This window comes from Nocardia sp. BMG111209 (assembly GCF_000381925.1).
GTDB lineage: Bacteria > Actinomycetota > Actinomycetes > Mycobacteriales > Mycobacteriaceae > Nocardia.
This window is the reverse complement of record NZ_KB907307.1, coordinates 2,498,854-2,522,929: the sequence shown is the minus strand read 5'-3', so window position 1 is coordinate 2,522,929 and position 24,076 is coordinate 2,498,854. Positions and strand designations below refer to the sequence as shown.

Annotated in this window: 22 protein-coding genes and 1 pseudogene; 15 read left to right on the top strand and 8 right to left on the bottom strand. The window is 68.0% G+C overall.

Annotation, left to right across the window (positions count from 1 at the left end):
• Positions 1–47: 47 nt before the first annotated feature.
• Complete coding sequence (locus G361_RS0111585) at positions 48–800, top strand: MerR family transcriptional regulator (protein ID WP_019927249.1); 753 nt, start codon at positions 48–50, stop codon at positions 798–800.
• Here G361_RS0111585 and G361_RS0111580 read toward each other — a convergent pair.
• Positions 777–1,640: an ABC transporter permease gene (locus tag G361_RS0111580; RefSeq protein ID WP_019927248.1), complete on the bottom strand. Its 864-nt coding sequence runs from the start codon at positions 1,638–1,640 to the stop codon at positions 777–779. The genes G361_RS0111585 and G361_RS0111580 overlap by 24 nt on opposite strands.
• On the bottom strand, positions 1,640–2,374 hold the full coding sequence (locus tag G361_RS0111575; protein ID WP_019927247.1) for an ABC transporter permease: 735 nt from the start codon (positions 2,372–2,374) through the stop codon (positions 1,640–1,642). The genes G361_RS0111580 and G361_RS0111575 overlap by 1 nt, the downstream gene beginning before the upstream one ends.
• Before the next feature lie 477 nt (positions 2,375–2,851).
• Here G361_RS0111575 and G361_RS0111570 point away from each other — a divergent pair, with 477 nt between their 5' ends.
• The 11 genes and pseudogenes from G361_RS0111570 (at position 2,852) to G361_RS0111525 (ending at position 13,389) form a co-directional block, all read left to right on the top strand.
• Complete coding sequence (locus tag G361_RS0111570; protein WP_019927246.1) at positions 2,852–3,901, top strand: MlaD family protein; 1,050 nt, start codon at positions 2,852–2,854, stop codon at positions 3,899–3,901.
• Entirely contained in the window at positions 3,901–4,392 is a 492-nt protein-coding gene (locus G361_RS50890; RefSeq protein ID WP_052172651.1) for an MlaD family protein, read from the top strand. The genes G361_RS0111570 and G361_RS50890 overlap by 1 nt, the downstream gene beginning before the upstream one ends.
• Complete coding sequence (locus G361_RS50885; RefSeq protein ID WP_052172650.1) at positions 4,332–4,904, top strand: hypothetical protein; 573 nt, start codon at positions 4,332–4,334, stop codon at positions 4,902–4,904. The genes G361_RS50890 and G361_RS50885 overlap by 61 nt, the downstream gene beginning before the upstream one ends.
• On the top strand, positions 4,892–5,926 hold the full coding sequence (locus tag G361_RS0111560) for an MlaD family protein (RefSeq protein ID WP_231386848.1): 1,035 nt from the start codon (positions 4,892–4,894) through the stop codon (positions 5,924–5,926). The genes G361_RS50885 and G361_RS0111560 overlap by 13 nt, the downstream gene beginning before the upstream one ends.
• A complete protein-coding gene (locus G361_RS0111555; RefSeq protein WP_019927244.1) occupies positions 5,926–7,032 on the top strand; it encodes an MlaD family protein in 1,107 nt (368 codons plus the stop codon). The genes G361_RS0111560 and G361_RS0111555 overlap by 1 nt, the downstream gene beginning before the upstream one ends.
• 98 nt (positions 7,033–7,130) lie before the next feature.
• Complete coding sequence (locus G361_RS0111550) at positions 7,131–8,120, top strand: MlaD family protein (RefSeq protein ID WP_231386846.1); 990 nt, start codon at positions 7,131–7,133, stop codon at positions 8,118–8,120.
• Entirely contained in the window at positions 8,117–9,073 is a 957-nt protein-coding gene (locus G361_RS0111545; protein WP_231386845.1) for an MlaD family protein, read from the top strand. Before G361_RS0111550 ends, G361_RS0111545 begins: the two co-directional genes overlap by 4 nt.
• 44 nt (positions 9,074–9,117) lie before the next feature.
• On the top strand, positions 9,118–9,765 hold the full coding sequence (locus G361_RS0111540) for a hypothetical protein (protein ID WP_019927241.1): 648 nt from the start codon (positions 9,118–9,120) through the stop codon (positions 9,763–9,765).
• A 157-nt stretch (positions 9,766–9,922) separates the two neighbouring features.
• Positions 9,923–10,090, top strand: a pseudogene (locus tag G361_RS49330) (NAD(P)-binding domain-containing protein); the annotation flags it as partial.
• A gap of 159 nt (positions 10,091–10,249) precedes the next feature.
• Positions 10,250–11,689, top strand: a complete 1,440-nt coding sequence (locus tag G361_RS0111530) for an aldehyde dehydrogenase family protein (RefSeq protein ID WP_026342939.1) — start codon at positions 10,250–10,252, stop codon at positions 11,687–11,689.
• Between the two features lie 26 nt (positions 11,690–11,715).
• On the top strand, positions 11,716–13,389 hold the full coding sequence (locus G361_RS0111525) for an acyl-CoA synthetase (RefSeq protein WP_231386843.1): 1,674 nt from the start codon (positions 11,716–11,718) through the stop codon (positions 13,387–13,389).
• Positions 13,390–13,459: 70 nt separating this feature from the next.
• On the opposite strand, the gene G361_RS0111520 is transcribed toward G361_RS0111525, so the two are convergent.
• From G361_RS0111520 to G361_RS0111500, 5 genes are read right to left on the bottom strand one after another with little or no spacing between them, the layout of a single operon-like run.
• Positions 13,460–15,043: a class I adenylate-forming enzyme family protein gene (locus tag G361_RS0111520; RefSeq protein ID WP_026342938.1), complete on the bottom strand. Its 1,584-nt coding sequence runs from the start codon at positions 15,041–15,043 to the stop codon at positions 13,460–13,462.
• Between the two features lie 14 nt (positions 15,044–15,057).
• Positions 15,058–16,635 (bottom strand): class I adenylate-forming enzyme family protein, encoded by a 1,578-nt coding sequence (locus tag G361_RS0111515; protein ID WP_019927236.1) that lies wholly within the window; start codon positions 16,633–16,635, stop codon positions 15,058–15,060.
• On the bottom strand, positions 16,625–18,151 hold the full coding sequence (locus G361_RS0111510) for a class I adenylate-forming enzyme family protein (RefSeq protein ID WP_019927235.1): 1,527 nt from the start codon (positions 18,149–18,151) through the stop codon (positions 16,625–16,627). The genes G361_RS0111515 and G361_RS0111510 overlap by 11 nt, the downstream gene beginning before the upstream one ends.
• Entirely contained in the window at positions 18,151–18,942 is a 792-nt protein-coding gene (locus G361_RS0111505; RefSeq protein WP_036494956.1) for an enoyl-CoA hydratase/isomerase family protein, read from the bottom strand. Before G361_RS0111505 ends, G361_RS0111510 begins: the two co-directional genes overlap by 1 nt.
• Positions 18,943–18,953: 11 nt before the next feature.
• Complete coding sequence (locus tag G361_RS0111500) at positions 18,954–19,757, bottom strand: enoyl-CoA hydratase/isomerase family protein (RefSeq protein WP_019927233.1); 804 nt, start codon at positions 19,755–19,757, stop codon at positions 18,954–18,956.
• Between the two features lie 395 nt (positions 19,758–20,152).
• Between G361_RS0111500 and G361_RS0111495 the strand changes: the two genes are divergently transcribed.
• Positions 20,153–21,052 (top strand): enoyl-CoA hydratase/isomerase family protein, encoded by a 900-nt coding sequence (locus G361_RS0111495; protein WP_026342936.1) that lies wholly within the window; start codon positions 20,153–20,155, stop codon positions 21,050–21,052.
• Positions 21,053–21,109: 57 nt separating this feature from the next.
• On the opposite strand, the gene G361_RS0111490 is transcribed toward G361_RS0111495, so the two are convergent.
• Entirely contained in the window at positions 21,110–21,913 is an 804-nt protein-coding gene (locus G361_RS0111490; protein ID WP_081635501.1) for a TetR/AcrR family transcriptional regulator, read from the bottom strand.
• Positions 21,914–22,141: 228 nt separating this feature from the next.
• Between G361_RS0111490 and G361_RS0111485 the strand changes: the two genes are divergently transcribed.
• On the top strand, positions 22,142–22,981 hold the full coding sequence (locus G361_RS0111485; RefSeq protein WP_019927230.1) for an amidohydrolase family protein: 840 nt from the start codon (positions 22,142–22,144) through the stop codon (positions 22,979–22,981).
• Positions 22,982–23,015: 34 nt separating this feature from the next.
• Positions 23,016–24,074, top strand: coding sequence for an acyl-CoA dehydrogenase family protein (locus tag G361_RS0111480; protein ID WP_026342935.1), 1,059 nt, complete (start codon positions 23,016–23,018; stop codon positions 24,072–24,074).
• Positions 24,075–24,076: the final 2 nt, after the last annotated feature.

Genomic DNA, 24,076 nt, shown 5'->3' with positions numbered 1-24,076 from the left:
TGCTTGTGGAGGGTTTGGTTGACCCGAGTGAACGAAAACGGCCACGCATGAACACCGCGGCCGTTGCGGCAGCGGCGAATTACTCCGCCCAACAGGTGCGTGATCTCGAGGCTCTGGGCGTGATCCCCGCTGCGGCCCGGTCCCGCAACGGGTACCGGCGGTTCTCGACAGCGCACGTCCACGCCCTTCGCGCGTACCGCCACCTCGCTCAGGCCGTGGGGCCGGTCGCGGCGCGACGGGCAATGCGCGAGATTCGCCTCCTGCCGCGCGACGAGGCGGCGGCGCTGATCTGCGGGTTCCATGCCGAGCTCAACGGCGAGCGGCAGCAGGCACTCGCAGCACGCTGTGCGCTGGAGTCGATTCGAGCCGAGGCAACCACCGAGGCGAAGCCTGTCGAAGCGGACTCGATGACCATCACGGAGCTGTCCCACGCCCTCGGAGTCCGGGCGTCCACGCTCCGCTACTGGGAGAAGGTCGGCCTTGTGGCGCCCGAGCGGGTTGCCACGCGCGGGGGAACAGCACGGCGCTACACCCTCACCGCCATCCGGGAGGCACGCATCACCGTAGCCCTCCGCGCCGGTGGTTACCGCATCCCGGAGGTCCGGACGACGATCACCGCGGTCCGTGACCTCAACGAAGTGAGCGACTCGATCGCCGCGCTCGACACACGGCTGGAGGTCATCGCCCAACGCGCGCTCGCTCTGCTGCGCGTAGGAACTCTGCTGGCGGAAATCATCGAGTTCGGAGAAAGGCTCGGGTACGGAGCGGGAACAGCGTCAACCGGTGAACGTGATCGGTGATCGGAAACCCCAGAGGACGATAGTGCTCACCATGTCGAGGACGATGATGGTGACGAGGCTGGCGCGGACTGCGCGCCCCGAGCCGGTGCCCACGCCCTCGGGTCCGCCCGTGACGAAAAATCCCTGGTAGCAGTGGATGAGGACGATACCGACGGCGAAGACCGTCACCTTGACCGTGGCGGCGATGATATCTCTGCCGAGGACGAATTGATCGAAGTAGTGATCGTAGGTTCCCGAGGGCGTTTGGTGGACCGTGGTGACGACCAGTTCACAGGAGACATAGCTGAGGATCAGTGCGACCACGAAGGCGGGTGCGACGGTCACGATTCCGGCGATGACGCGGGTGGTGACAACGAACGGCACCGACCGTATCCCCAGTGATTCGAGGGCGTCGATCTCCTCCGAGATCCGCATGGACCCGATTTCGGCGGTCATGCGGCAGCCGGCTTGTGCGGCGAAACCGACTCCTGCCGCAATGGGTGCGAGTTCGCGGGTGACGCCGAAGGCGGACAGCAGACCGCTGAGCTGGCCGAGGGACAGCAGGTTCAGCGCGCTGTAGGCCTCGATGCCGATGGAGGCGCCCATGGCCGCGCCCATGAGCAGCATCAGCGGCACGACGCCGCCGCCGACGATGACCGAGCCACGTCCCCAGGTCATATCGCTGATGATCGATACGGTCTGGCGGCGGTAGTGCACCAGGGTATAAGGCACCGACGTGACGACCTGCCAGACGAATCCGAGCACGAACCCGATGGATTCGATCGGCTGCCACAGACTCCACCGGCCGAACAAGCGAGCCGGCCGGCGCAGACCCGGGGGTCGGTAACTCGTGGCGGCCATCATGCCATCCGAATCGGGAAGAACATCGTGACCACCTGAGTGACGACCGTGTTCAGCACCGTGACGACGGCGATGGACAGGACGACCGCCGCGTTCACCCCGTCCGCGACACCGCGAGGGCCGCCGCGGGCCTCGAGGCCGCGCTGGCAGGCGATGACGACCACGACGAATCCGAACAGGGTCGCCTTCGCCAGTGACACCCAGATGTCGACGGTCTGAGTGAACGCCCCGAACGAATCCCAGTAACTACCAGGAGTGACATTCAACGCGACAACGGATACCAGGAAGCCGGCCGAGATGCCGACGACCACGATCAGGATGTTCAGCAGCGGCGCCACGATCATCATCGCGGTGATCCGGGGGACGACCAGGCGTTGTACCGGATCGATTCCCATCACGCGCAGCGCGTCGACCTCCTCGCGGATGGTGCGCGCGCCCAGGTCCGCGGCGATCGCCGCTGCGCCGGCCCCGCCGAGCATGAGCGCGGTCGCCATCGGAGCGCCCTGTTTGATCACCCCCAGCCCACCGGCAGCGCCGATCATGGAATCCGCGCCCAACTGGGAGACGATGTTGCCGACCTGAGCGGAGACGATCACGCCGAACGGGATCGCCATCAACAGGCTGGGAAATGCTGTCACCTTGATCAGAAACCATGCCTGCGTGAGCGTTTCGTGAATCTGGAACCGCCACCGCACCGCATCGGTCACTCCGATCCGGGCCGCGGTCGCGCCCATCCGGAGTGCGCGACCCAAGGTCGCCACGCTCGACAGCACTGTGGCCGAGAAGTTGCCACGCAGAATGTCTCGGTTGCGAGGCGCCTTCTCCGGCGGCGACAAGGCCGGGGAGACCGACACGGAACCTCCTTGTTCGCGACTGTCACCCGGGTCGGCGGGCGGACCCGTTCTCGAAGGAGCCCCGTAGCCACGATGCGGCGCACCCGGGCGCTGAGAGCATTTCTGTGAGCCATGCGGTTGTGCTTACTATATAGGATACTATAGTGGCTGCGGTCGGTGCGCGAGCACCGAGTACTCGCTCGCCGTCGCATTGACCTGATCGATTCGGGATGTACAGGGGCATACATGGATTCAGCGCCGATCCGTTACCCGGGGGCGACCCCGCGTCCTTGCCCGGCAGCCCGGACCGGGTCCCCGAACAGACTCGACGGTGGGGTTCGACCGGACTCGCCCTCGGCCCGTGCGGGCTGCTGACGCATGCCTGTCTACACCATGCCGGGAACCGGGATCGGGCAGCGTCACGCCCGGATGCTCGGTACGGGAGCTGTTCTGCTCGTCGTACTCGTCGCCGTGGTGTGGCGCATTGTGCCGGCCGACCGGCCGACCGGCGAGATTCGCGTCGCGCTGCTGACAGAGCACGTGGGTGAAGGGATCGGCACAGGCACCGATGTCCGTTTCGACGGTGTGCGCGTCGGTTCGGTGACCGCGCTGAGCTCAATGGGGCTGGGTCGGCAGCGAATCACCCTGAGCCTCCAGCATTCTCAGCTTTTCGGCCTGACCGACGGCATGAGCGTCGACTACGCTCCGGGAAACCTGTTCGGGATCAGTGCTTTACAGCTGCACCCGGGTAGCGGCGGGAACATCCTCGATGACGGCTCGACGGTGGATCTGACCGGCAGCGCGGCCGGCCGGGTCGCGGATGCCACACTGTCGACGCTGCTGCAATCGACGGGCAGTCTCACCGGCGAGGTGCTCACGCCCCGACTCTCGGCGCTGCTCGGTGACGCCTCCCGCGATTTCACCGCGTTCACACCGTTGTTCCAGGCGATCGGGACCACCGCGCGGGCGTTCACCGAGACCCAGCAACTGCCGCCGTCGGTACTGTTCGCTCGGTACGGATCGGTGCTGGCCGGACTGCCGCCGATGCTCGACGGCGGTCTGCGGGTGATCTACGCGGCGTACACGAACGAATATTTCTCCGCCCCAGAGCATCTCACGCACTACAACGACTACTTCCACGGTATCCAGTACCAATTGCTGCCTGCGGTGATCCATCTCAGCGGCACGGGGCAGCAGTACGCCGGCGGGTTCGTGCCGATCGTCACGCAGCTGCTCGATTCGCTGACCGCGTCACTCGGCGCCGGTGGTTCCGGGCCGCAATTGTCGGAGCTGCTCGACCGGCTGCGTGCGTCGTTCCACGACTCACCCGACGGACCCGTGCTGAACACCGATGTCGAGGTCGACCTGGGAACGATGCCCGCAGTCGCCGCGCCGCTGTCGGCGCTGCTCGCCCCGGGAGGCCACTGATGTCGGTCCGTGCCCTCGCGATCCGGGTGTCGATCACCGTGGTGGTGATGGCGCTGGCGCTGATCGGCGTCCTCCAGGTGATCGAACGGCCGGTCGCCGGGGCCACCGACTCGTACACCGCGATGTTCACCGATGCGAACGGGCTGCGGGTCGGTGACGAGGTGCGCCTGTACGGTGTCCAGGTCGGCAAGGTCGACTCGCTCGGGCTGGCGGGCCCGCTGGCGCGGGTGCGATTCACCGTCATGCGCACGCACCCGTTGTTCGACAACAGCACACTGGCGGTGAAGTACCAGAACCTGACCGGATCCCGCTATCTGGAGATCGAGCAGGCCGAACGGCCGGACCGCCGCCATGATCCGAGCGTCGGGTACCCGACCGCGCAGACGTCCCGGCCTTCGACATCACGACCCTGTTCAAAGGGCTGCAGCCGGTGCTGGCCGAACTGTCACCCGGCGATATCAACCGGTTCGCCGCCAACCTGCTGGCGGTGATCCAGGGTGACGGAACCGGGCTCGGTCCGGCGCTGTCGTCGATCGAGACCCTCAGCCGGTACGCCTCGGACCGGCAGGCGGTGCTGTCCACCCTGATCGCGAACCTGTCCGAGGTGTCGCAGCACATGGGTGGCAAATCGGGCGACGCGATCGCGCTGCTGACCAATCTGACCCAGCTGTTCACCGCCATCACCGACAAGGTACCGGGCCTGGTCGATTTTGCGGTGGGGATCCCGCCGGTACTGCAGCCGGTGCGGAATCTGCTGACCGTGCTGGGTCTCACCGGTGAACCCAACAAGGATCTGGACGCGGCGCTGCAGCGCGCGCTGCCCGATCCGCACGAGGCCCAGGAGGTGTTCGCACGGCTGCCGGGGCTGATCCAGTCGATCACCGCGGCGTTGCCCCCGACCGGTCCGGACGCCGCAATGACCTGTACCCACGGAGTCGCCGCCGCACCGGACCCGCTCCGAATACTGCTCGACGGACAGAGGATCACGGTATGCCATCGGTAATCGCCCGGCTGCGCAGCCGGATGTCCCGCGGCCCGGTGGCCGGCACCGCCGATACGCACTCGTCCGATCTCCGGTGGGGTATCGCCGGAATCGGCGCGACGGTGTTGCTGGTCATCATGATCGGGGTCGTCTACCTCGCCGGGAACAGCGGCAGGCGAGAGTACTCGGCGGACCTGGCACAGGCCGGCAGCATCCGGACCGGCGACGACGTCCGCATCGCGGGCATCCCGGTGGGCAAGGTGACGTCGCTGACGTTGCTGCGCGATCGGGTCCGGATGCGTTTCACCGTCGACAACAGCGTTTTCCTCGGTGACGAGACCTCGCTCGCGATTCGCATGCTGACCGTGGTGGGCGGGTATTACCTCGCGGCGGAACCGGCCGGGACGAACCCGCTGGGAGCCACGGTGATTCCGCTACCGCGGGTCGTCCTGCCGTACAACCTGGCCCAGGCGTTCCGCGATGCGGTGCAGCCGATCCAGCAGATCGACGCGGCCGGGCTCCGCCGGAGCCTCGGGGCACTGGCCGGTGCTGCCCAGCAGAGCCCGGACGCACTGCGTTCGGCCGTGCATGCGGCGGACGGGATCGTCGACATCCTGAACAAGCAGAATGCCGACGTCTCCCGCACGCTGGCGTTCTCCGACGAATATCTGTCGGCGCTGCAAGCGAACTCGCAGGTGCTGGGCCGGTTGATCACGAAGCTCGGCACGCTCGAGAACATCGTGGAAACCGACAAGGTACAGCTGGAGCGGTCCCTGTGGGATCTGGCCACGGTTCTGCACGACTTCGCGCCGCTGGGCCGTGCCTGGGACGCCTCGCTACGGGACCGCGCTCAGGGACTCGCGGGCACGATTCCCGATCTGCAGGATCTGGCCGGTCGCCTGGGAACGATGCTGGACTCGATCCGAATCCTGGAGCAACGGTTGCTGCCCTTCATATCCGCGAACGGTGTCACTGTCGACCGGTCGGCGACGACGATCCAGGCGCCGAACCTCTGTGTGCCGATACCCGGAGGTTCCTGCTGATGTTCGCCAAGATTCTCGGTTCACGTGCGGTGCTGTCGGCCGTGGTGATCGTGGTCCTCGTCGCGGCCGCCGCGCTGGGCCTGGTGCTGTCGCGGCCGCATCCGGAGATGCGTGGCTACTGCGCCGACATGCCGGACAGTGTCGGCCTGTACCGGGGCAGTGCCGTCACGATCATGGGCGTCGCGGTCGGCCGGGTCACCGATATCTCGGCCGCCGGGCCCGTCGCGCGGGTCCGGTTCACCGTCCCGGCGGATCGTCCGCTGCCCACCGATGTGGGGGCCGTCACCATCAGCGACACTCTCATCGCCGACCGCAATCTGGCGCTCGTCGGTGACGAACCCATCGGTGGGCCGCGCTGGAATCCCGGACAGTGCATCACCAGAACCGTGACCCCGAAGAGCCTCACCCAGACCTTCGACGCGCTGAGCAAACTCGCCGACGCGCTCGGGCCGGGCACCGATCCCGCGAGGCGGGATTCCATCGGCAACGGTCTCGCCGCGCTCGACAACGCCACCACCGGGATGGGCGACCAGCTGAACACGGTCATCCGTGAGCTCGGCCGAGCGCTGGCCGCACCCGACGCCGCCATCGGGCATATCGGCGAACTGCTCGACAACCTGTCCGCACTCGCGCAGCGCGCGCATACCCTCTGGCCGAATATCCGGGCGACGGCCACCGGGCTGACTCAGGCATTCGCCGATATGAACAACCTGGCCATGCCGCCGATCCTGGTACTGCTCGATGCACTGCGCAATACGCTTCCCCAGTTCAACGACTTCATCGTGATGTCGGGTTCTCCCGCACTGCGGTCGCTGGAGTCTGTCCGGCAGTCACCGCAACAGATCGCCGATGGAGTCGGCACGCTACCGGACATTCTCCGGATGACCCCCGCCGTCGTCACAAGCTTCGCGGCAATGCCGGATCCGGGCACCGGGAAATTCACAATCGGGTACGCCCCACCGAAACTTGCTCTACCGCAGGAGGATACGGCTCGCGTCTGTGCCGCCGTCCAGGTGCTCACCGCGCACGGGTGTCAGGTATCGGAGGCCGGGGCGGTCACCATCCCCGCGGTATCCGCACTGCTCGCGGCGGTGAGTGCGAAATGAGGACACGCATGCTCCGGCGTTCGGCCTGCGCGACAGTGGTTGCCGCCGTGATCGTTACGGGCTCCGCGGGCTGCGTGTTCCGGCCCGACGACCTCCCGATGCCCGGAACCGGAGTCGGCGGCCCGACATATCACCTGCGTATCGAGTTCGCCGACGTGCTCAATCTCCCGCAGGGCGCCAAGGTGTTCGCCGACGGTATCCAGGTGGGCCGCCTGACCCGCGTGACTCTGATCGGTCCCGTCGCGGCCGAGGCGGACCGACCCGCGCGTCCCGGATATGTGATGGCCGACGTCGACATCAGCCGGACCGCGCACCTGCCGGCGAACACCACCGCCGAACTGGAGCAGGCGACCCCGCTCGGCGACGTCCACATCGCCCTGACCTCACCGGCCGACGTCTCGGGTCCGCAACTGCGGCCGGACGACACGATCCCGCTGTCGAAGACGAGTCAGTCACCACCGATCGAAGACATCCTCACCCGGCTGGCCACCTTCGTCGGCAGCGGCTCGATCAACGATATCCAGCAGGTGGTGCGCCAGGCGAATTCGGTGTTCCCGGTCCAGCCGGACGATACCGCGCGGATCTCGGCCACCCTCGGCGCCGACATCGACGACCTTGCCGCCCACACCGATTCGATTCACGCGGTGGTCGGCGGGCTACAGGCCACGATCGACGACGGAGTGCTCGGGAACATCGCCGAACTGGATCGGTTGCTGACCCCCCAGGGCGTGCAGCATACTACCGACTCCGTCAATGCCACGTCCGGCGTCGTCTTCGTGCTCACCGCGCTCGGCCCGCTGGCACCGGGTTTCGCGTGGGTGGCGCCGGCGCTGCAAGCTCTCGACGACACGGCCCGTGCGATCGTGCCGATGCTGTTCGGTGACCATCCGCTCGACACGGATTCGCCGTCGAACCTGAAGAAACTGGTCGATCTGCTCGACGACACGATCATTCCGTTCGCCCGGCAGGGCCCGAAGATCGACATGACCGGTGTCACGGTGAATCCGGCGCCCGGTCCGGCGCTGACACCCGAGCAGCAGACGGGCCGCATCATCGACACATTGCGCATGATCGGAGCAGTTCGTTGACCGCTCGTGGCACCTCATCGCTGGTGGCGATCGCCGTCATCCTGATCCTGGGCATCGGTTACATGTGTGTCGGTGTGCTGCATCTGGATCCGCGCCGCTCCTTCATCAGCGCGCAACTGGATCTGCCCGACTCCGGAGGGCTCGGGCCCAATGCACCGGTCCTACTCGACGGCATCCAGGTCGGCCGTGCGGAGGAGGTGCGCAAACAGGCGTCAGGGGTGCAGGTCCGGCTGCGGATCGACGACCGCTACCGTATCCCGCTGGCCGGCGCCGTGCGGATCGAGCAACTGTCGGCGCTGGGGGAGCCCTACATCGAGTTCGCGCCGGACAGCGCGGCCGGCCCCTACATCCGCGACGGGCAGGCGATTCCGACGCAGCGGGTGCAGGAGCCGTTGACGATCACCGCCCTCTCGACCCGCATGGTCGAACTACTGAACCAGGTTCATCCCGAGGTGGTCGCCCATCTGGTCGGTACCTTCGAGGCGGCGCTGTCGGGTACCGGGCCGGCGGTGCAGACCCTGCAACGCCCCACCACACTGCTGGCCGCCACGCTGCTCAGCCGTACCGACGCCGTCCGCAGGCTGCTGGCCGATATCCAGTCCCTCGGCGGCGATATCGACTGGCTGGGACCGTCGTTGGCCACCGCAGGTCCGCAGTTCGGCAATTTCGGTGAGGCACTGAGCAATATCGTCAACGTCACCGCCCCAGCTGTCGAAGCGCGCCCGGCCGCAGCGTATTTCACCGGTGACGGCACTGTTCCATTCCTGGTCCGGCTGACCGCCCTGCTCGCCGAGATCGGTCCCGGGATCGCGCCGCTGGCACCGGCTCTGGCGCCGGTGGTCGCCGACGCGGCGAATCAGGCTCCCCGCCTGGATATCGGCGCCCTGATCGATCAAGCGCTCCACGGCGTCGACCCCGACGGCACCGTGCACATCCGGATCGCGACGAAATAGCCGCGCGGGCCGTGCTCGTGCGGTCTGCCCGAAGGAGAATCACCATGGCCTCGACCACCGAACAGACCGCGGCGAACCCGACCGCGACCGACCAGGCCGCGACCGACCAGGCTGCGCCCGAACCGAATTCGGCCGACACGCGGACCGCCGCTCCGCCCCGGGCAGGTGGGAAGTCCTGGCAGGTCACACCCGCCCAGTTGGTGGTGACGGCGGTGATCGCCGTTCTCCTCGTCGCCACGGTCGTGTTCGGATATCTCTACCGGTCGGCCCGATCCGACATCGACGATGCCGCCGCCGCGGCGGCGGCGGACAAACATGCCGAAGAGGTGGCGCTGAACTACGCGGTCGGCGCGTCCACCATCGACTTCCACGACACCAAGTCCTGGCTCACCCGGCTCGAGGCCGGCACCACCGCACAGCTGGCCGCCAAATTCGACACCACCGCACCGCAACTCGACCAGGTCCTGCTGCCGTTGCAATGGACATCCACCGCGACGCCGCTGTCCGCCGCGGTGCTCTCCGAATCCGGCGGCATCTATCACGTCAACGCCTATCTCACCGTCACCTCGACCAACGCGCAGACACCCGCCGGCGCCCAGAGCACCGTCACCTACGCGCTCACCCTCGACCGCAACAACGACTGGAAGATCACCGATGTCGGTGGCCCCCAGAACATGCTGCCGAAGCGATAGTTCGCACGGGACCCGCGGATATCGACAAGTGTCGTCGCATCCCGGGACGGACCGCCCTGGCGAAAAGGCGATTATCGATGATACTGTATGGCTTACCGGATGCATAACTGTCGTGCATGTGCGGCGGTACCCGCGGTCCGACGAGGGAGTTTTCGAAGTGGTGCAGGCAGTCGGTTTCGTGGGTGCCGGGCAGATGGGCGAGCCGATGGTGCACAGGTTGCTGGGCGCGGGTTTCGCGGTCACCGTCTACGCCCGCCGCCCCGACGTGCGGCAACGACTGCGTGAACAGGGTGCTGCACTGGTCGACTCGCCCGCTGAGCTCGCCATCGCCAGAGGTCCGCTCGACCTCACCTGAACTGTTCCGTCCGAAAGGATTTGTGTCATGCCCATCGATGTCTCGGAGGGCCGTGAGACCCCGGAGGGTGTCCGCGCATCCGTACCCGGCGAACCGCGGGCATTCACCGATTCCGCGCGGCTGCCGGAACTGCTGGAACTCCAGCGCGCCGCCTTCCGGCGGGAGGGCCCGCCGAGTGCGGAGGTGCGCCGGGACCGGATCGACCGGCTCGTCGCGATGGTGCTGGACAACGCCGACGACTACGTCGAGGCTCTGGTGCGCGATTTCGGCACCCGGTCCCGGACCGGCACGATGTTCACCGAGATCGTCGGGGTGCTCTCGGCGATCGAGCACACGCGCAAGCACCTGCCCCGCTGGATGCGCCCGCGCCGCCAGGGCCGCCTCGCCGGCCTGGCCGGGCTGCCCGCGGAGGTGCAGCCCACTCCGCTCGGCGTCGTCGGCATCATCGGACCCTGGAACTTTCCGCTCAACCTGGTGGTCCTGCCCGCCGCCACCGCCTTCGCCGCCGGTAATCGGGTCATGATCAAGATGTCCGAGATCACCGCGCACACAGCGGAACTCACCCGTGAGCTGGCGGCGCGCTACTTCGACCCGGCCGAACTCGCCGTGGTCGTCGGGGGACCGGACACCGCCGCGGCGTTCGCGCGGCTGCCTTTCGATCATCTGTTCTTCACCGGCTCGACGCGGGTGGGGGAGTTGGTGTATCGCGCGGCGTCGGCGAATCTGGTGCCGGTGACGCTCGAACTCGGCGGGAAGAATCCGGTCGTGGTCGCACCGGCTGCCGACATCGAGCGGGCAGCGGCGCGAATTGCCCGGGGGCGCATGGTCAACGGCGGTCAGGTCTGTGTCTGTCCCGACTACGTCTTCGTCCCGCGCAACGGCGTCGACCGGTTCGTCGAGGCCGCGAGTTCCACACTGCGCGAGATGTTTCCGGCGATCATCGGCAACGACGACTACACCGCCAGCGTCGATACCGCCAACTACGAGCGGGTGGTCGGCCTCATCGAGGACGCGCGCTCGCGTGGCGCGCGGATCGACTCCATTGCTCCGGCGGGTGAGACGCTCCCGGATCCGGTGTCGCGCAAAATCGCTCCGACCATCGTGCGAGATGTCACCGCGGAGATGGACATTCGCACCGAGGAGGTCTTCGGGCCGGTGCTCACAGTGCTGCCGTACGACACGGTCGACGAGATCGTCGAGCAGCTCGACGGACAGCCTGCGCCGTTGGTCGCCTACTGGCACGGTCCGGACAACTCCGATTTCCGCGCATTCGTGCGGCGCACCCGCAGCGGCGGGGTGGCGCGCAACGAGTTCGCAGTCCACATGGTGCCCGTCGACGCGCCGTTCGGCGGGGTCGGCCACAGCGGGATGGGCGCCTACCACGGCAGGACGGGCTTCGACACCTTCAGTCACCAGCGGACGGTCGTCGGCACCGATCTGCCGTTCGCGATCACGACTGCCGCCGCACCGCCGTTCTCACGGTTGACTCGCATGCTCATCGATTTCTCGATGCGCGGCGCCCGCCGGAAGTCCGCGCGCCGGATGCGTGGTTCCCGCGTCATTCGTTGATTCATCGGTTCGAGCGAGGAGGCAGGGTGTCTCACACTGCAGTGGATGTCGATTCCGCGACATCACAATTCACCATCACGGCGGCGGCCGATGCGGTCGCAGCGGTGGTCGGCGACCGGACACTGGTGATCCAGGGTGATCGCCGCGTCGGCTATGCGGAGATCGCGCAGCGGTCCCGGCGGCTGGCGGCCTATCTGCATGCGCGCGGGCTGGGCTGCCGGACCGAGCGCGCGGACCTCGGCGGGCACGAGGTGGGCCAGGACCTCCTCGGTTTCTACGCCTACAACGGCCCGGAATTCGTCGAGGCCCTGCTGGGTGCCTTCCGGGCCCGGGTCGCCCCGTTCAACGTCAACTACCGATATGTCGAGAACGAATTGCGGTACCTGCTCGACGATGCCGGCGCCACCGCGCTGATCTACCATGCGGCCTTCGCGCCGCGGGTGGCGAAGGTGCTGCCGGATCTGCCCGGCATCCGGGTGCTCATCCAGATCGCGGACGCGTCGGGTAACGACCTGCTGCCCGGCGCCGTGGACTACGAAAGTGTCGTCACCGCAACCGAACCGGTGGATCTGCCGGTTCGGCCCAGCCCGGACGATCTGTACGTGCTCTACACCGGTGGAACAACCGGGATGCCGAAGGGTGTGCTGTGGCGGCAACACGATCTGTTCGTGGCGGCCTGCGGCGCGCGCGACAACAACACCGGGGTGGTGGTCGGCTCCTACGACGAGATCGCCGGTCGCGCGCTCGCCAATCCCGGTATCTCGATCATGGTGCTGCCGCCGCTGATCCACGGCGCCGCGCAGTGGGCGGTGCTGACGGCGCTGACGACGGGGCAGACCATCGTCTTCGCTCCGACCGTGGAGCATGTCGATGGCACGGAGATCCTGCGCACGATCGCTCGTGAGCGGGTCGCGGTGGTGATGGTGGTCGGTGACGCGGTCGCGCGGCCGGTGCTCGCGGCAATCGAAGCCGGTGTGGCCGAGACCGATTCGCTGGTGGCGCTCGCGAACGGCGGCGCGGTGCTGAGCCCCGCGATCAAACAGCGCTTCCTCGACGCAATCCCGGGACTGGTCGTCATCGACGGGGTCGGCTCCTCGGAGACCGGCGCGCAGATGACACATATCTCGGTCGCGGGACTGGTGTCGACGGGGACGTTCACCCCCGGCCCGGACACCCGCGTATTGGCCGAGGATCTGTCGGCGGTGCTGTCGCCGGGGCATGCGGACATCGGCTGGCTCGCGCAGCGCGGCTACGCGCCGCTGGGGTACAAGGGCGACGCCGTCAAGACCGCCGCGACGTTCCCGGTGATCGACGGCGTCCGCTACGCGCTGCCGGGCGACCGGGCCCGGGTGCTGCCGGGCGGTGCGGTGGAACTGCTCGGCCGGGACTCGGCCACCATCAACTCCGGTGGTGAGAAGGTCTTTGCCGAGGAGGTCGAGGTGGCGCTCTCGTCACATCCGGCGGTGGCGGACGTGGTTGTGGCCGCCCGGCCGAGCGAACGCTGGGGGCAGGAGGTCGTGGCCGTCGTCGCCCTGCTCGACGGCGCGACTGTCACCGCGGATCAACTCGTCGACCATGCCGCCGGGAGCCTGGCCCGCTACAAGCTGCCCAAGGCGATCGTGTTCCGGCCCGAGATCCTGCGCAGCCCGGCGGGCAAGGCCGACTACCGGTGGGCCCGGGAACAGGCGATCGCCGGCTGACGGATGCCACCCGGGACGTCGTCCGTCCCGGGTAGCCGAATATCCCTGCCGGGCAGGCGGTCCGGTGCTGCTACGCGGTCGTCCCGGAATCGGCCCGATCCGCCAGCAGTCGCCGCAGCCCTGCCAGGTCCACCTTGCCCGTGGATCCCCGTGGGACGGTGGCGTCGGAGTCGAGCAGCAGCCACAGTGTCGGAACCTTGAACGAGCTCAGCAGTTTTCGGGCGGCGGCCCGCAGGTCCCCGGCGGTGTACCTGCCGGTGTCGCAGACGACCGCGGCGGCGGTGCGGTCGCCGTGCACGCCGGGCACATTGGTGACGAATGCGCCGGTGACGCCGGCGATCGACCGCAGTGCCTGCTCCACTTCGCTCGGATAGACCGTGGCGCCACTGACTTTGAACATGTCGTCGGAACGGCCGTGATGGAAGAGGAATCCGCGTTCCAGGTGGCCGAGATCGCCGGTGGCGTAATAGCCGTCGGCCGTGAAGATCTCCTCCCGGCCGCGGCGGCACATCCCGCGCAACATATGCGGTCCGCGCAGCTGAACGATGCCGACCGTGCCGTCCGGGACCGTGATCCCGGTATCGGGGTCGACGATCCGGACCTGCATCCCGGCGAACGGCTGTCCGCAACTGCCCCAAGCGAATTCCGGCATGTCGGTGTCGGCGCGGTAGCCGCAGTAGGGGCCGAACGATTCGGTCATGCCGAACAGGTTGGCCCGGCGGCCCGGCCGGGACCGGTGCGCGGGGGGCAGCAGCGCGTCGAGACTGCCCGGCCGCAGCGCGGACAGGTCGGCCCCGGCGGATTCCGAACTGCGGGCCAGGGTTTCGGCCTGATCGGGCCAGCCCCGGAACAACGTGACCCGCTCCCGCTGCAGCAGCGCCAGCGTACTGTCCGGCGCGGGTGCGGGTTCGGTGACCAGCGTCGCGCCGGCGAGCAGCGCGGACAGGACGCCGCCGCCGAATCCGCCGACCCAGAAGAACGGCATCGGCAGATAGAGCCGGGTGTCGCGGTCGATGCGGCGCGCGTCGAGTCCGGAACCCACTGCCGCCGAGGCGCTCCCGTGCGAGTGGATGACACCTTTGGGCAGGCCCCGGCTGCCGGAGGTGAACATGACGACCAGGGGGTCCGCGGTGGTGACGGTGGCGGTCAGCGCCTCGGCCACCGCGCGGGCCGCCGCCCCGGGCTCGGGACCGGTCACCGCTTCGACGGACAGCACCCGGCGCAGCGCGGGCAGCGCGGGATCCGGTAGCGCCGCACCGAGATCCGGCAGGTCCAGCGCCGCGCGCAGTTCCTCCGGGTAGCGATGGCCGCGGAACTCCTCGACCGTGATCAGATATTGCACTGTGGCCGTGCGCAATTGCGCGACGAGCTCCGGGGGTTGCAGCAGGGTGCTGAGCGGGACCAGGACCGCGCCGATCCGGGTCAGCGCGATCGCGATCCGCACCCAGTCGGCGCCGTTGGGCAGGATCAGCGCCACCCGGGTGCCCTTGCCGATACCCGCCTCGACGGCGTTCGCGGCCAGACGCAGTGTGACGTCGTGTAGTTCGGCGTAGTCCAGCCGGTCGGCGGGGTCGATCACCAGCGCTCGGCCGGACTCCCCGGCGGAGCGGGCCCGCACCAGCGTGTCGACCGTGGTCGTCGTGTCGTGGGTCATGATGTCGCGCACAGTCATTGCTGATCGAAGACCTTACCCAGTTGCCGGATGTCGACCTTGCCGCTGGACATCAGCGGAACCTGCGCGGCGGTGAGGCCCACGAGTTTGCGCGGCACCTTGTAGGCCGACAACTCGGTGCGCAGGCGCCGTCGCAGCTCCTCGGCATCGAAGGCGTGTGGATCGGGTACCACCACGGCCGCGGCGACCACCTGTCCGCGTTCGGGATCGGGCAGGCCGATCACGTGCGCGACCGCGCCGCCGGTCACCGTGGCGATCGCCTTCGCCACCTCCGCGGGCGATACGTTCGCCCCGGCGGTCTTGATCATCGAGCCGAGCCGGCCCAGGAAGTACACGAACCCCTCGGTGTCCACCCGGGCCAGATCGCCGGTGTGGAACCAGCCGTCGGCATCGAAGCAGTCCTCCCGGCTGCGCTTGTAGTAGCCCTGCATGAGATGTGTTCCGCGAAAACATAATTCGCCGCTGTCGCCGTTCGCCACCGGCGCACCGGTTTCCGGATCGACGAGTTTCAGCTCGAAACCCGGCGCGGGTCTGCCGAACGACCCGCGGCGGTGCTCGGGCTGATCGGTCTCGTCGGCGCTGAGCAGCACCACGCTGCCGGTCTCCGTCATGCCGAGCATGTTGTGGCGCAACTCCGGATCGGCGGGCCGGCAGTCGGCGGGCATGATCGGGTAGAGGTTGCCGCGGCGCATCGAGGACAGGTTCCGGCCGGCGAAGCTCGGATGCCGGGCCAGATGCGCGACCCCGGCCGCGAATCCGTTGGTGATCGTGGGCTTTTCCGCCTCCAGCAGATCGAGGGTGACCTCGTCGTCGACGGCGTTGGAACAGATCAGGGTGCTACCGGCCAGCAGCGTCGCCAGCAGCGCGAACCCGAAACCGCCGATCCAGAAGAACGGCGAATTGCAGAACAGCCGGTCGTCGGCGGACAGCCCGCGGATCGCGTTCAGATTGCGCTGGTGGCCCAGTTGTGCCGCATGGGTGTGCACGACCCCCTTGGGGGTGCTGGTGGAACCGGAGGTGTAGATGATCGCCAGCGGATCCGAACCGGTGACGTCGTCCTCGGTCGCCGTCAGCAGCGCCGCGGGCACATCTTCGGAAGGCAGACCGAAATCGTCTGTGCCGGAATCGATCACGATATGCCGCAATTGGGGTGTGCTGTCGGACAGCAGCATCCGGCCGTCGGCCCACAGCTGTGCCGGCACGATCTCGCCGAGGCGCTGCGCATAGTCGTGCGACCGGTATCCCGTTGCCGCCAGCAGGATCCGGATGTCCGCGTCGACGAGTTGCTGCCGCAGTTCACCGGCGGTGGCAAAGGTGGAGAACGGCACGACCACCGCACCGATCCGCGTGACCGCCAGCGCGGCGACGACGAAGGCCGGATCGTTCGGGAACAGGATCCCGACGTGCGTGCCCTTACCCGCGCCGAGCGCGATCAGGCCGCGGGCCACCAGGGCCGAGCGGCGCTGCGCCTCAGCATAGTCCAGACGTCCGCTGTCACAGATCAACAACGGATGATCGGGCCGGGCACGGGCGCGGTCGCGCAGAACGGCGGCGACGGTCGGCTCAACGGTCATGATCGGCTCCTGCCGCAGATCCGGTGCGGGTGAGGTGTTCGCGGACCGCGGTGAGATCCGCCTTGCCGGAAGGGGTTCGGGGGATCGTCTCGACGATCTCGAGCAGCGTGGGAATCTCGTAGCGGGCCAGCCGATTTCCGAGGTACTCCCGCAATTCGGCAGCATCGGCGACGGCCCCGGTCCGCAACTCCACCAGCGCCGCCGGGGTGGCGCCGAGCCGGGGATCGGGAAGGCCGACGACCGTGGCGCCGCGGACCGCGGGGTGGCTCTCCAGGGCCGTGCGGACGTCGTCGGGGAGCACCTTGAACCCGCCGCGGATGATCGCCTGATCGGCGCGGCCGAGGATCCAGAGGAAGCCGTCGGCGTCGATGCGCGCGATATCGGTGGTGCGCATCCAGGTTCCCGAGGGCCCGAGTTGCCCGGGAATCACCTCGAGCAGGCCCGCGGTATCTGTACCCACCGGATTCCCGTCGTCGTCGACGACCCGTAGCCGCGCGCCGAGGCTGGCCCGGCCCACGCTGCCCCGCTTGGTGGCCCGGTAGCGCTCGTGGTCGGGCAGCGTCCATCCCGCTACCCCGCCGCCGAATTCGGTTGCGGCATAAGAGGTCAGCACCGGAATGCCGAACTTTTCGTAGAAGGCGTCCGCGTCCTCCGGAGCCAGCGGCGCGGTACCCGACGTCACAACCCGTACGCCCGCGAGATCGTCGCGGGTCAGTTCGGACTGCAGGACCATCCGCAACGCGGTGGGTACCAGCGAGACCGCGGCCGGCCGGTGCCGCCGCACGGCGTCGGCCCAGGTGGTGAGTTCGAATCGGGGAAGCAGGGCGAACGGCCTTGCCTCACCGACGCATTGGAGTACCCGGAACACCCCACTGATGTGGACCAGCGGCGAATTGACGATCGCGACTCCCCGTCGCGGCGCCGCCGGCGCGGGTGCGTGCTCGGGCTCGGCGCCGATGACGCTGCGGGCCAGCATGTCGTAGGTGAGGTCGATGCGCTTCGGCGCGCCGGTGGTCCCGCTGGTCAGCATCCGCACCGCGACCCCCGGCCGTTCCGGCGCATCCGACACCGGCGGTGCCACGGCCGGCGCCATCGACGCGTCGATCACGGTGATCGGCACGGTGGTGGTCCCGGGCCGGGGTACCGCGTATTCGGCCAGATCCTCGGGGCTTCCGAGGAGTATCGGCAGTGCCAGGTCCTCGATATCGGCCCGGATGCGGTCGGCGCCGCGGGACGGGTTGATCGTGACCACGCAGCCGCCGGCGAGCAGGACGCCGAGCAGCGCGGCGACGTGTTCGGGCCGGTTGCGCAGCAGGACACCGATCGATGGCCGTCCGGCTTCGGCGGTCAGCGCGGCGATCCGGTGCGCGGCGGCGCCCAATTGCCCCCAGGTGTGCCAGCGGCCGTCGAATTCGACGGCCCCGGCGTCCGGGGCCAGCGCGAGGACGGTCGCGATGCGCTGTGCGAGGGGATGTTCCGCGGTCAGGGTGCCGGTCCCGGGAGTGTGTTCCGGCATCAGCGAATCCTCGGTGCGGTGGGCCGGCGGCGGTGGTCCGGGTCGGCGGCCGCCAGTTGGGCGGTGCCGAGCGGATTTCCGAGGCGGGTGTAGATGAGGTTCTGTTCCATGGCGGCCCGATACGGCTTGTCCAGGGACTCCCAGATCGCCTTGACGGTGCCCTGGGTGGCGGCCGGTGGTTTCGCGGCGACCAGCACGGCGATCTCATGGGCTCGTTTCCAGAGGTGTTCGGCGGGAACGACTTCGGTGACCAGGCCGATGCGCAGCGCGGTGGCGGCGCTCACCCGTTCGTCGTTGCCGAGCAGTGCGATGCGCAGGGTGTCGCCGAGCCCGACCCGACGCATGAGGCCGACCGGTTCCAGCGCCGACACCAGACCGGCGGAGACGTGCGAGTCGAAGAAGGTGGCGTCCTCGGCGCAGATCACGACGTCGGATTCGTTGACGAAGTAGAACGCGCCGGCCGTGCACATGCCCTGGACGGCGCAGATCACCGGCTTCCACATCTTCTGCCACTTCGGGCTGAGCAGTTCGCCGGGATCCTCGTGGTGCCAGACGCTTTCGGGCTGCCCGTAGGCGGACTTGATGTCCAGGCCGGCGCTGAACGCGCGGTCCCCGGCGGCGCGCAGGACGATCGCGTGCACCGTGTCGTCCGCCTTCACCAGGCGCCAGGCCTCGGCCATCTCCTCGCACATGGTGCGGTTGAAGGCGTTGAGTCGTTCGGGCCGGTTCAGGGTGACGGTGGCGACGTGGTCGGCCGGATCGGTCTCGAGCAGGATCGTCTCGAAGGTCATCGGCGTCACGGTCATCGGCACTGCCATTTCGGTGCGCGCTTCTCGACGAACGCCAGCGGGCCCTCCAGGGCGTCCTCGGTCCGGGTGACCCGTTCCCGGAACGATTCGGCCAGCAGTTCGGCTTCGTGCAACGGCAGATCGAGGCCCTTCAGGATCGCCAGCCGGGTACCCCGGACGGCGAGCGGGGCATTGGAATTCACGATCGCGGCGATCTCGTGGGCTCGCTCCAGCAGCCGGTCGTGCTCGACCACCTCGGTGACCATGCCCAGGTCGTAGGCGCGCTGGGCGGACATCCGCTCGTGCTTGCCGGTCAGCGCCATCCGCAGCGCGACGGTGCGCGGCAGCACCCGGGCCAGCCGCACCATCTCGCGTGCCGCGACCAGGCCGATGCTGACGTGTGGATCGAAGAAGGTCGCCCGATCCGAGGCGATCACGATGTCGCCGGTGGTGACCCAGTCCAGTCCGGCGCCGCAGCACAACCCGTTGACGGCGGTGAGCACCGGCTTGGCCATGGTGCGGAACGGCGGGGTTCCCTCCTGCGGCGCCTCCCACTGCTCATAGGTGGACAGATAGGACTGTTCGTAGACGACCTTGCCGTCACCGGGGATGGCCTTCACGTCGGCGCCGGTGCAGAACGCGCGGCCGGTGCCGGTGACGATCAGCAGCCAGACCCGGTCGTCGTGTTCGGCCTCGTGGTAGGCGGCCCGGAGTTCGCCGATCATGTGCGGGCTCAACGCGTTCAGCGCCTCGGGCCGGTTCAGCGTGATCGTCGCGGTATGCCTGTCGACCTCGTAGCCGATGGTGTCGAACGACATTCGTAATTCCCTTCGCCTGGCACGAGACGGTGCCGCGGACACCCGCGCCGGCAGCTGGGCGGCGACCCGATCCAGTTCACTCGCCGGGGCGCTCGCGTGGATGAGTCCCCAGTCGGCGGTGACGGCGCCGTCGGGCCCGGCCTGGCCTCGTGCCGTGCCGGCCGCGGCTTCCCCACCATCACTGTTACTCATACAGTAGACAATACCGTTAGGCTTTGTAGCAATTCCACCGATAGCCGGAAAGTGGGTTCGTACGGTGCACGAGACAGCGGCGCTGTCACCGGATCGGCTGACCGGTGCGCGGTACGGCGCACGGCGGGCGGCGAATGACCGCCGCGATCCCGAACCCTGCCCGATCCCGGCGCTGCCGCCGGTACCCGAGAGGAAATTCACCGATGAGTCAATCGAACGCTGCCGACGGCCGAGTGCTGTTCGGGCTCGATCCCGATCACAGAATAGCCACCATCACGTTCGACAATCCGGCCCAGCGCAATTCCTACGATGCGCCGATGCGCGACGAGATGGCGCGGCTGCTGGATATCGTCGCCGAGGACGACGACATCACGGTCGTCCTGCTGCGCGGCACCGGGGGAGTGTTCAGCACCGGCGCGGACATGAACAATGCTTACGGTTGGTACGGCGAGAAGAACGGGAACGGCGACACCCGCGCGGCCCGGTCGCGGCCGAGTCAGCGCCGCCGATTGGCGGTGGACCGCAAGACATTCGACTTCTATCACAACCTGTTGGGCTTCCCGAAGGTGACCGTTGGTGAGATCAGTGGCTACGCGCTCGGCGGCGGCTTCGAGATGGCTCTGATGACCGACATCTCGGTGATCGCGCGGGACACCCGAATCGGTATGCCCGCCACTCGATTTCTCGGTCCCGCGTTGGGCAGCCTGCACATGTTCTTCCATCGGCTCGGCCCGGTACTGGCCCGCCGTCTGCTGCTCACCGGCGACATCATCGAGGCGGGCAGCGTGGAGGGGTCGGGGATCTTCACCGAGACGTGCGAGGCCGCCGCGGTGACCGCGCGGGCCCGGTATTGGGCGGAGAAGGCGGCGAAGATGCCCGCCGATGGTGTGGTCATCGCGAAGGAGGCGTTCCGTCTCGTCGAGCAGAGCCAGGCGTATCAGGGTGAGGAGGTCGCCAGTTATCTGTTCCATGCCTTCGGGACGAATCTGCAATTCGCCCCAGGGGAGTTCAATTTCGTGAAGACGCGGGCCGAACATGGTGTGAAGGAGGCATTCCGCCTGCGCGACGAGCATTTCCACGTCGCGGAGCCCGGACCGGAATGAAGGAACGGCCGCCCTCGGGTCCGTGGATCCAGGGGCGGCCGAACGATCCGGATCAGTTCAGCGTGGCGTGATCGGATCGGGTTGCGCCGCTGTACGGCCCGGGCGGATCTCCACGTTGCCGGGCAGAGGTGCGGCACAGCTCCGATTCGAAGCTCGACGGTCGGCAATCACGTTGCCGGCATAGTCGAGGATGTAGTCCAAGCCGAGCTCGAAATTCCGATCGTCGGGCGCGTCGCCGTTGTGCCCGCCGGCCGGCGCTGCGGCGAGGAGGGGAGTGACCATCGGATCGATGGCGCTGCGGTCGTAATAGTCACTGCCACCGGATGATTCGTCGACTGCCCGGTTCGTGTCGTGTAGCCGCCGCAACACCACTGAGCCTCGGACGTGCAACTGCACGGCCGAGAACGTGTCGCAGGCCTCGTCGAGCGAGAGCCCGAGGCCGACAAGTGTCGCGACGACCTGTTCGGTGATGTGCGCACCGACCTTGACCAGATGTGGGCTGCGCGCGGACCGGATCAGGAGCAGATCGACCAGCACCGGATTCGCCAGGAATGTGCGCCGCAACCGGCAGGCATGCCCGCGCAGCGTCTCCCGCCAATCGCCGCTGTCCTCCAGCGTCGTCTCCAGAACGTATCGGTGCAGTGCGCGGGCGGCCATCGCATCCAGCAGATCGTCCTTCTTGTGGAAGTACCAGTAGATGCTGGTGACGCCGATGCCGAGATGCCGGCCCAGCATCGGCATGCTCAGTCCGTCGAGCGAGACCTTGTCGGCGAGGTCGAACGCGCCCTCGATGATCTCCTTCGGGTCGAGGGAGCCGCGTACGCGCCGCCGGCGCCCGGTGGTGGTTCGTCGTCTGGCCATCGCCGGGGTCATCTCCCCTCCGCAGTCGTCCGAGCCCGCCGCCGCTCGAATGCGAGTTCCGACGTACGTTACCACGGTGCTTACTGTATGACGTGCGGTATGGGCTCGGTCCGAGGTGGATGCCGGATTTGCGCTTGCGTGCGGTGTTATAGATAGGTATACAGTAAGTGTATCTGTGGTGCTTGTCGGCATGCGGCCGGGAGACGCGGTTGCCGCGATCGGAGAATCATGAATCACCGGGTGATCGACTGTCTCGTCAATGTTCATTTCGGCGAGACACCGCAGCAACCGAAATGGATGCAGGCGGTCCGTGAGGACTATTTCAAGGGCCCGCCTTCGATGTACGCGCCGGTCGAACTCGATCGGCTCCTGGACGAGATGGACGAACAGGGTGTGGAGCGAGCGATCCTGATGGATTCCGTCGCGAAGCCCTCGGTGACCGCCAGGAAGTTCGCGGAGGCTCGGCCGGACCGCTTCTCGCTGACCATCGGCGGAATGAATCTGCTGCGGCCCATGGCCGCGCTGCGGGAACTGACCGCGGTGGTGCACGATCTACCGGTCTCGTACGCGGTGGTGGGACCCAGCTTCTGGGGTGACGGGATTTATCCGCCGAGTGACGCGGTCTACTATCCGCTCTACACCAAATGCGCCGAACTGGGCCTGCCGCTGTGCCTCAACACCGGCATACCGGGCCCGCCGTTGCCCGGCGAGGTGCAGAATCCGATTCACCTCGACCGGGTCTGCGTGCGATTCCCCGAACTGAAGCTCTGCATGATCCACGGCGCCGACCCCTGGTGGGACGTGGCCATCCGGTTACTGATCAAATACCGGAATCTGCGGCTGATGACCTCGGCGTGGTCGCCGAAGCGGCTGCCCGAGAGCCTGTTGCACTACCTGCGTACCCGCGGCCGGGAGCAGATCATCTTCGCCTCCGATTGGCCGGTGCTGTCGCAGCGCCGGGTGATTCCGGAAGCGCTGGCTCTCGACCTGCCGGACGCGGTACTCGACAACTATCTGTACAACAACGCGAAGGAATTCTTCTTCGGCGAACGACCCGCCGATGTGTGACGTGTCATCGCTCGGCCGGAAAAAGGAGAACGGCATGGACCGCTACGAATTGCGGCGGCTGGACTACAGCCTGTCGGCGGATCAGACCGAATTACAGGCGGTCTACGCGAAATTCTTCGCCACTCGGTCGCCGATCGATGTCGTCCGGGCCGCGGAACCGACCGGCTTCGACCGGAACCTCTGGGAACAGTTGTGCGCCACCGGCGCGACCACGATGGCGCTGCCGGCGGAGGTCGGCGGCGACGGGGCCACTCTGGTGGACCTGGTGCTGGTCGCGGAGGAGATCGGCCGCACCCTCGCCCCGGTGCCGTGGATCGAGCACGTCTGCGCGACCAGGCTGCTGGCGCGACTCGGTGCGCCGACCGATGCGGCGGATCTGGTGTCGGGACAGCGCATCGCCACTTTCGATGCGCGGCTGGACATCTCGGCCGGGCCCCGGTTGATCCCCGCCGCTGCCGCCGCTGACGAGGTCATCGCCCGGCGCGGCACGGATATCGTGCGGCTGACCCCGGACCGCCGGCCGGACGCGGTCGCCAATCTGGGTCGGTTGCCGCTGGCGTGGATCGACCCGGCGGCGGGATCGCAGGTCGTCGCCTCCGGTGCCGAGGCCGCGGCGCACTATGCCACCGCACTCGACGAATGGCGGTTGCTGACGGCGGCGGCGCTGGTCGGCTTGGTCGACGAGACCACCCGGATCGCCGCCGAATTCGCCACCACTCGCTACACCCTGGGCGTCCCGATATCGACGCTGCAAGGCATTTCGCATCCGCTGGCGAATATGGCCATCACCGTGCAGTCCGGTCGTGCGTTGTCCCGGCGCGCGGCCTGGTTCCTGGGCAACGAGCCGGGCGTCCGTGACGAACTCGCCTCGGCGGCCTTCGTGTTCATGGCCGAGGAAGCCGCGAAAGCCGCCACGATGGCGGTACACATCCAGGGTGGTCTGGGCGTGGCGGCGGAGTCCGCGGCGTCGGGCTACCTGGTCCGGGCCCGCGGCTGGCCGCTGGCCGGCGGCGACCCGGCCGCCAGCGCCCGGCGGGCCGCAATCCTGCTCGCCGACAAAGTCTCGGGCTCGTCGCGCCCGGCCCTGGTCTAGAT